This window comes from uncultured Thalassolituus sp. (assembly GCF_950066645.1).
Taxonomy (GTDB): domain Bacteria; phylum Pseudomonadota; class Gammaproteobacteria; order Pseudomonadales; family Oceanobacteraceae; genus Thalassolituus.
In genome coordinates, this window is record NZ_CATMFB010000003.1 from 215,871 (window position 1) to 224,171 (window position 8,301).

The 8,301-nt window shown below is 55.2% G+C and carries 6 protein-coding genes; 3 read left to right on the top strand and 3 right to left on the bottom strand.

From position 1 onward, the window contains the following. Positions 1 to 100 precede the first annotated feature (100 nt). Positions 101 to 727: a hypothetical protein gene (locus Q1L85_RS04450; protein WP_300427613.1), complete on the top strand. Its 627-nt coding sequence runs from the start codon at positions 101 to 103 to the stop codon at positions 725 to 727. Positions 728 to 804: 77 nt separating this feature from the next. Then, positions 805 to 3,384 (top strand): DUF2339 domain-containing protein, encoded by a 2,580-nt coding sequence (locus tag Q1L85_RS04455; RefSeq protein ID WP_300432405.1) that lies wholly within the window; start codon positions 805 to 807, stop codon positions 3,382 to 3,384. 28 nt (positions 3,385 to 3,412) lie between these two features. Here the strand turns inward: Q1L85_RS04455 and Q1L85_RS04460 are convergent, their stop codons facing one another. Further along, complete coding sequence (locus tag Q1L85_RS04460) at positions 3,413 to 3,910, bottom strand: TIGR02444 family protein (RefSeq protein WP_300428455.1); 498 nt, start codon at positions 3,908 to 3,910, stop codon at positions 3,413 to 3,415. A 29-nt stretch (positions 3,911 to 3,939) separates the two neighbouring features. On the opposite strand from Q1L85_RS04460, the gene Q1L85_RS04465 reads away from it, so the two are divergent. Beyond that, on the top strand, positions 3,940 to 5,835 hold the full coding sequence (locus Q1L85_RS04465; protein ID WP_300428457.1) for an ATP-binding cassette domain-containing protein: 1,896 nt from the start codon (positions 3,940 to 3,942) through the stop codon (positions 5,833 to 5,835). Here the strand turns inward: Q1L85_RS04465 and Q1L85_RS04470 are convergent, their stop codons facing one another. Both Q1L85_RS04470 and Q1L85_RS04475 read right to left on the bottom strand, forming a co-directional pair. Then, complete coding sequence (locus tag Q1L85_RS04470; RefSeq protein ID WP_300432407.1) at positions 5,836 to 7,611, bottom strand: hybrid sensor histidine kinase/response regulator; 1,776 nt, start codon at positions 7,609 to 7,611, stop codon at positions 5,836 to 5,838. Positions 7,612 to 7,624: 13 nt separating this feature from the next. Continuing rightward, positions 7,625 to 8,251 (bottom strand): response regulator transcription factor, encoded by a 627-nt coding sequence (locus tag Q1L85_RS04475; RefSeq protein WP_300425690.1) that lies wholly within the window; start codon positions 8,249 to 8,251, stop codon positions 7,625 to 7,627. Positions 8,252 to 8,301 lie beyond the last annotated feature (50 nt).

Below are 8,301 nucleotides of genomic sequence, written 5' to 3' on the forward strand. Positions count from 1 at the left end.
CATCCACAGACGTCAGAGAAAGCGTTAATCGCTCCCTCGTACCCTGCATAGTTATAGCCCTTCGCCCACGGGCGTATTAACTGGTTCCGGGAGGGGACTTATGAATATTTCGGGTTACATTCTTTTAACCGGCCTGATCGCAACTCTGTATGCCTGCGGTGGCGGAGGGGGTGGCAGCAGTGATGGCAACACTGATGGCAATGATGATTCCAACAATGTTGTAGACAGTGTTGATGGCACTGAAAACGCAGAGAGCTTTGTAGGCGGCGGCACAAACAATGCTGGAGGTGGGTTTGACCTGAGCGGCGATGACACCTCGGTCTACGGTACGCGCCTGGATGCCGGAGCTGTGGGGGCCTCGCTAGCCAACTCCGCAACAGGACAACCGGACTACATCATCATTGTCGATGAAGGGAAGAGCGTCACTGACTCAATGAGCATTGAATTCGAGGGGGTGGAAGAAACCATCAACGGTTTCATCCTGGTATTTTCGGATGCGAGTACAGCGATCACCGACCTGGAATTTATCTCCATGACCATCCTGAAAGACGGAGCTGAATTTAAGTATACCTGCATTGCGCCGTCTGAGCCGCCAGCAGACTGTGGAGGGCTGGAAGCCGTTTCACTGGATATTCCGTCAGGCACCGCCACTCTGACCAACGCAACGGTAGTGAATGCCGACAGCGGAACGGTGCTGACACTTAACGGAACCGTTACCTGGGATTGAGGAAAGCATGCCCGGCGAAGGCCGGGTATCGCCAAGCGCTACTACGCGGGCTACTATGCTGAGAGCATCATCACGGCATGGACCGCTACGGTATGGAAGTATTTATTTTTGCACTGACAGTGCTCGGCATCTGGCTGGTTGTACGCGTAAAGCATCAGCAGGCTGAAATTGAGACGCTCAAAAGCCAGTTTGCTGCTATCAGCAGACCCCAGCAAAATACCAGCTCACCAGAAACAGAGTCGCCAAAAGCAGAGTCCCGAGAGGCAGGTACCAGCACACAGCAGGCAGCAAAAGAGGCATCACGCCCGGTCAGGAGCGTAACAGCGAAAACGGCGTTCACTCCACCACGGGCAAAGCCACAACTGTCCGTCAACAGACCGGCCCCCACCCCAGAGCCTGCTGCTCCTGGCTGGCTCAGCACAATGATCGGAAAGCTGCGCGAAGACTGGATGCTCTGGACAGGTGCGATCAGTGTCGCTCTGGCTGGTATTTTTATCGTGTCATACGCTATCTCTTCCGGTCTGCTTGGACCCAATCTTCAGTTTGCGCTGGCAACTCTCTGCGGGATTGTTCTGCATGGCGGAGCTGAATATCTGCGCCGGCGAGACCCAGAGAATTATCAGATTTTCGGAGGTCTCGCCGCTGGTGGCAGTATCACCCTGTTTGCCAGTATGCTCGCCGGGCTCTATTACTTTGAGGTGCTGTCCGCAGGGTTCACTTTCGTTCTGTTAGCCATCATAGCTATGGGTACTATGGTCCTGGCGCTGCGTTATGGTCCACTGATGGCAATCATCGGCATGCTGGGTGCCTATCTTGTGCCAGTCATGGTCGGCGACTCCGGGGGGAAATTCCATTTTGCGCTCGGCTACATTCTGATTATCACGAGCAGCAGTCTGTGGTTGTTGCGTCATATCTACCGGCCATGGCTATGGCAGGGCATTGGTGCCGGTGCGCTGTTCTGGTGGTGGGTTGCTCTGACCCGGACCGATACTAATACCTTTCTACCCTGGTACATCAGCCTGACATTGCTTGCCTATACGCTGATACCTGTGACAGCCACCGCTGCTGAAACACGCTACCGCCGCCACCTGCTCCAGTTGACTGCGATCTTCAGTTCAATAACCTTCGCGTCTGTCGTCCTACAGGGCAGTATGCCCCCTGATTGGCTGAGCTGGATCAGCGTACTGATCGTCGCTGCAATCGCAGCAAGACGTTACGAGGGGCTGAAATTAATGCCATGGCTGATCAGTCTTGCTCTGGCAGTCGCCACTCAGGCTTACCGCTATATCGAGAACCAGGCCCTGGCCGCCACAGCTGAAATGGCGCAGTTCCAGGTCGCTATGACCGTCTGTGCTGTCTTTGCCGGCGCCTGGCTATGGACCCGGCAACGCGACTCGTATCTGCACAGTTCTCTGGCAATTCTGTCTCCTCTTTTATGGCTCGCCTGTGGCTGGCTTACCTTTGGCGCTCCTGAGACCGAAAATAGCTGGGCCGGCTGGACGCTGGTCATGACCGGTGTTTATGGGGTTCTGTCATTTCTGATGCTGCGCAGTCCCTCATACCAACGCCTGTCACTCTGGGCGATTCTCGGCCTGCATGCTTCTTACTCACTGGCCGCCGCCATCTGGCTTGAAGAAGCCTCTCTGACCGCAGCTCTGTCCGTACAACTGATTAGTCTGACACTACTTATGCGCCGCTACAGCGTGCCATCACTGGGTCTGTTGCTTAAGGCAGTACTGGCGGTTGTAGTGCTACGCCTGACCCTGAACTCCTGGTTGCTGACATACGATAACAGCGTCCACTGGTCACTCTGGACCTACGGCGGCGCCTTCCTGTCTGCTCTGATTGCCGCCCGTCTGACTCCTGAAAGCAACCCAGTGCGACGCTGGCTGGAGGCAGCAGGTCTGCACCTGTTTGTGCTGTTTGCTGGCGCCGAGCTGCGTTATTACCTCTACGACGGCCAGGTCTTCACGCACGAATACGGACTGACCGAAGCAGGCCTGAACAGTATGCTCTGGGGAGCACTGGCCCTGACATACCGGGTACGCGCACGAGTCAGCAGCAGTCTGGCCGGGTGGTACAACGCCATGGCCTATGTCCTCATCGGGCTTGCATTAATCAGCTACAGCACCCAGTTGTTGTGGAATAACCCTCTGTGGAGTGGCGACCACTTCAGCACAACTCCTCTCTTCAACCTGCTGACTCTGGTGTTTGCAGGGCCATTGTTGATCGCACTGATTTTCAGCAGAACAACGACAGATCAGGAGCGTAATTTCAGTCGCTGGCTGAGCGTCGCAATGGGCGCGGTTCTGGTGCTGCTGAGCGTACGCCATTTCTGGCAGGACGGTTATCTCGATCTCGGCCAGGGCATTGCTACCGGTGAGTGGTACAGCTACTCTGCCGCAGCCATCCTGGCAGCCGTCATCGTAATTACAGTGTCGCTATGGCGGGGGCAGGCCAGCCTTTATCGATATGGCAGCATCCTGATGGGACTGGCAACGGTGAAAATATTCCTGTCGGATATGTCCGGGCTTGATGGACTATGGCGCGCAGCCTCGTTTCTTGGGCTGGGAATCGCGCTCCTTGGTATGACCTGGCTCTACCGGCGGACCTTCGGTAGTGGTACTGTCACCGCGGATTCAGAACAGACACCGTGATAAAACACGGGCCTGATTCATCAGACACTTATCGTGACTGAGTAGCGCGATCCTGCGGATACACCACATCGAGTAGCCTGCTGCACTGGCATTCATCTGGCAGACAGTGCATCAGGCAACTGAGGGTGTCTGCTTCACCCGATGCCTGATCGGCAAATACTTCGTAGAGAATCCTGAGTCCTTCTTTCTCAGCCTCAAGCTCTGCGCGCTTCAGCAGTTCATACAGCCCGGGCGTTTTATCTTTATCGCACAGGCGGCGCTGCTCACGTACGGGCAGAATCATGGTCTTACGCCAGGCCTCGTATTCCGGCTGATATCGCTGCTCGATCTCAAGAGGCGCACCGCGTTCCGCGAGCCAGAGCGCTGTAAGCAGCCACAGAACATCGGCGTGATGATGATCCTGCAGGCGCAGTAATTCGTCAGCGACACCCGGTCTGGCATAGACGTCCAGCGCATAATGCCAAAGCGGTGTATCCGATGGTTCATGGCTTCCATCTATGGCAAACTTCGCGACCATTGGCTTCATCCCCGGCATCCCGTTTTCTGTGTGTATCTATGATTGAGTTTACTCAGGTTTCCCTGCAGCGTGGAACCAACTTTCTGTTAGAGAAAGCAAACCTGCGCATTCACGACGGCCAGAAATTGGCACTTATCGGGCCAAATGGCGCCGGAAAATCGAGCCTGTTTGCCTTATTGAATGGTGAGCTCACTCCGGACGGCGGTGATCTGGCCATGCCATCCAAGTGGCGCATTGCTCATATGAAGCAGGAAGTCGAGGCCAGCAGCCGCTCTGCGCTGGATTATGCGATTGACGGTGACCGCCGCTATCGCGATATCGAGCAGGGCATGGCGTCGTCACAAAATGATACAGAGCTGACCCGCTGGATGGATGCGATGGACGAGCATCAGGGTTATCAGGTTCCGGTGAAAGCTGAACAACTGCTGCACGGGCTGGGCTTTTCACAGTCTGATCTGCAGCGCCCGGTCAAAGATTTCTCGGGGGGGTGGCGTATCCGCCTGAATCTGGCGCAGGCGCTGATGATGCCCTCCGACCTTCTGCTTCTCGACGAACCGACCAACCACTTAGATCTTGAGGCCACCCTCTGGCTTGAGGGCTGGCTGAAGAAGTATCCCGGCACACTGCTGTTTATCTCTCACGACCGGGATTTTATTGATTCGGTCGCGGATCATATCGTGCATCTGCATAACCGGAATCTCACTGTCTACCCGGGCAATTACAGTGCCTACGAACGCATCCGTGCAGAAAAGCTCGCACAACAGCAGACGGTGTATGAAAAGCAGCAGGAACGTGTTGCTGAAATTGAGAAATTTGTAGCGCGTTTCCGTGCTAAAGCCAGTAAAGCGAAACAGGCGCAGAGCCGCCTGAAAGAACTGCAACGCATGGAGCTGATTGCCCCGGCGCATGTGGATTCGCCTTTCCGTTTTCAGTTTCCATGTTATGAAAAAATGTCGTCGCCGTTACTCGCGATTGATCAGGCCGACCTTGGCTACAGTGGCAAAACCATTCTGCCAAAAGTAAAAATATCCATCGTACCGGGTCACCGCATTGGCCTGCTGGGCCCGAATGGCGCCGGTAAATCGACACTACTGAAAACACTGTGCGAAGAAATTCCGTTATTAACTGGCGAGCGCAGTACCGGAGAGCATTGCCGGATCGGTTATTTCGCACAACACCAACTGGAGTCACTCGATGTTAAAGCCTCCGGTGCATTAATTCTTCAACGTCTGAAGCCCAAGGCCAGCGATCAGGAAATCCGTAATTTTCTGGGCGGTTTTGGTTTTCATGGAGACAAGGCACTGGAAATTATCGAACCATTTTCCGGTGGTGAAAAAGCGCGTCTGGCTCTCGCCTGTGTCGCCTGGATGAAACCAAACCTGCTGATTCTCGACGAGCCAACTAACCACCTGGATATTGAGATGCGCGAAGCGCTCGCTCTGGCGCTGCAGAATTTCGACGGCGCCATTCTGATCGTCAGTCACGACCGCCATCTGCTGAAATCTACGGTGGATGAATACTGGTTGGTTGATCACGGCCGCGTCCAGAGTTTCGACGGCGACCTCGACGACTACCATGACTACCTGAACACCCGCGAAGCGATGGCACCTGCAGCCTCTCCGGATGAACAGAATCCGACGTCCGAACCCAGGCCACAGGTGGACCGGAAAGAGCAGAAACGACTGGAAGCGGAAAAGCGTCAACGCCTGGCGCCTCTGCGTAAGCAGCAACAGGCCGCCGAGAAAAAAATGGAAAAGCTTCAGACTGAGCTGGCTACCATTGAAGAAAAGATGGGTGACCCGGGTCTGTACGAAGCCAGCCGGAAAGACGAATTAAATACATTAATTCAGCAGCAGGGAAAACTAAAAAGCGAACTCGATGAGATCGAAATGGAGTGGATGGATCTCACCGAACAGCTTGAAGCAGCCGAGTGATTATTGCGTCAGAATCTGGCGCATAGCATTACGCAGAAATGCCGGTTTAACCGGCTTATGTAACACGGCCATACCACTCGATGAGAGTGCTTTAATCCGCTCAGGCGCGGTATCTCCGGTGACCATCAGCACAGGCAGGTGCCGGCCTGTCAGCTGCCTCACTTTCCCGGTCAGTTCCTGTCCGTCCATCTCACCGGGCAAACGGAAATCTGTGATCAGAATATCGCCCCAACCGGGCGATTCGCCAACGGCCTGGATACAGGTAGTGGCATCGGCGAAGGCGCGGACATCACAGCCCCAGCCAGCCAGCAACTCTGAAGTACTCTGTCTTACCATGGCATCATCCTCCACCAGCAGTACCGGAGTACCGGTGAAATCTCCCACCGGATTTCCCGACGCATAGCTTTCTGCAACGGCAGGAGCAATGTTTTCACTGACCAGTTCAATATCGAGTGAGAACTCAGAGCCAAGGCCCGGCGAAGACACCAGCCGTAGAGAATGGCCAAGCAGATCACTGAGGCGGCGGCAGACGGAAAGCCCGAGGCCCAGCCCTTTCTGGCGGTCCCGCTCCGGATTATTCAGCTGAACAAATTCCTGAAAAATATGATCCTGCTGATCCTGTGGAATCCCCATCCCTGTGTCACGGACATACAGGCGCGTAATGAACTTTCCATCTTCCGTCTGCGAGGGTTCTGTTCCCACCGTAATGGTGCCACTTTCTGTGTATTTGATCGCGTTGGCGATCAGGTTGCGCAGAATATTCCCCAGCAGAACAGGATCACTGCGGACAATGCACTCACAGGGAATGGCGACCAGTGTCAGTGATTTTTCTTCCGCAACCGGCGTGGCTTCGCGCACGATTGAGCCAATCAGAGAATCCAGGGCAAACGTACTGATATCCGCTTTTACATCCCCCGCATCCAGACGCGAAATATCGAGAAGCTTGCCAAGCAGATCATCAATCGACGTCACAGCGGAGGTGATATTAGAAATCAGCTGTTGCCCCCGGGGCGTACCTGTTTCCTGCTTAAGACTCTCCGCCAGCAGCGAAAGCGAATGAACCGGCTGACGCAGATCGTGACTGGCTGCGGCGAGAAACTGGGTCTTGGCACGGCTCGCCGCCTCTGTCAGCCGGTATTGCTCGCCCAGCGTTTCAGCAAGCCGGATGTTTTTCAGGGTCAGTGCCATCATGTCGTTGAAGGTGCTGCTCGCGGAACGGGCAACGAAGTACGACACGAGGACATAGGCCAGAAACGCATACCCCATACCCTGATACTGAGGGTCAGCCTGATTCAGACACATATAGATCATGGGAGAGGTCGTGATCACCAGAAAAAGCGTATGACTCTGCAACCAGACAGCGTTCGTGCTGACAGACGAAATCGTCACGCCGACGATCAGAGTAAACAGCAGCATCTGCTGGGAAAACTCGCCGGCATTAAAAAACAATATCCCTGCCACGCCCCAGAGCAGGGCCAGTGAACTGACGCCGGACAGATACATGCCACGCCAGAAATTAAGACTGAAGCGGGCATAGAAACGTCGGTATGCCCAGAGCAGTCCTGCACCGAAGGTCTGAATTGCCAGCGCAGCGGCATACCAGAGATAGCCATATACCGCGCCAGCAGGTGGGCTCTGATTAAGAATCAGCACTGTGGTCAGAATAAAGGTCCCGACGATGATGATAATGATCCGGTCGTACAGGTCCTGCGTCGCGCGCTGACGACGGAAATCGAGAATTTCTCCGTCGGTCAGTACCAGCTCGTCAGAATTCATGAGTCAGCGCTCGCTATTCAGTCAGCAGTCCGAGACGGCGGACCTCGTTCAGGCAGGCGGTGCGGTTCGTTACCCGGAACAACCGGAACACATCCCGCAGGTGACCTTTGATTGTGTTTTCTGACACATCCAGTTCGCTGGCGATCACTTTATTCGAGAGCCCCTGAGCCAGCAGATGAAGGATTTCGTGCTGTCGGGGAGTCAGCCGCACCTGCGGGTGCTCCTGTTTCTGGCTGTTAATCAGCTCCTGCCATCCATCCGGCAGATAAATATTGCCCGCCAGTACCCGCCGGATCGCTTTAATCAGAACGGCAGGGTCGGACGACTTGGGCAGGAACCCCAGCGCACCGTGATCAAGCGCCTGGCGGGCATCCGCCAGTGACTCGGATGCGGAAATCATCATCACGGGGCTCCAGACCGATAACTGCTGCAGACGCCGGATCAGGGTGAGGCCGCTGACGCCCGGCAGGTTAAGGTCCATCAGAATCAGGTCCGGCTGCTCGCTCATCTGCGCCAGAAAGCGTTCTGCTTCTTCCGCGCTGCGGACCTGTGTGGTCGTGCAGGGGGCCAGTGACTGCTCCAGCAGCCCTGCCAGTCCCCCTGCGAATAATAGGTGGTCATCAATGATCAGGTAGTGCATCCATTCTCCCTAAAGGCCATCACAGGCCTTATTGGCAGCACTGTCGTCTC

Bases quoted from the DNA above. Each gene is read 5' to 3' on its own strand.
- Q1L85_RS04450 (WP_300427613.1), top strand. From the start codon at position 101: ATGAATATTTCGGGTTACATTCTTTTAACCGGCCTGATCGCAACTCTG.
- Q1L85_RS04455 (WP_300432405.1), top strand. From the start codon at position 805: ATGGACCGCTACGGTATGGAAGTATTTATTTTTGCACTGACAGTGCTC.
- Q1L85_RS04460 (WP_300428455.1), bottom strand. From the start codon at position 3,910: ATGAAGCCAATGGTCGCGAAGTTTGCCATAGATGGAAGCCATGAACCA.
- Q1L85_RS04465 (WP_300428457.1), top strand. From the start codon at position 3,940: ATGATTGAGTTTACTCAGGTTTCCCTGCAGCGTGGAACCAACTTTCTG.
- Q1L85_RS04470 (WP_300432407.1), bottom strand. From the start codon at position 7,611: ATGAATTCTGACGAGCTGGTACTGACCGACGGAGAAATTCTCGATTTC.
- Q1L85_RS04475 (WP_300425690.1), bottom strand. From the start codon at position 8,251: ATGCACTACCTGATCATTGATGACCACCTATTATTCGCAGGGGGACTG.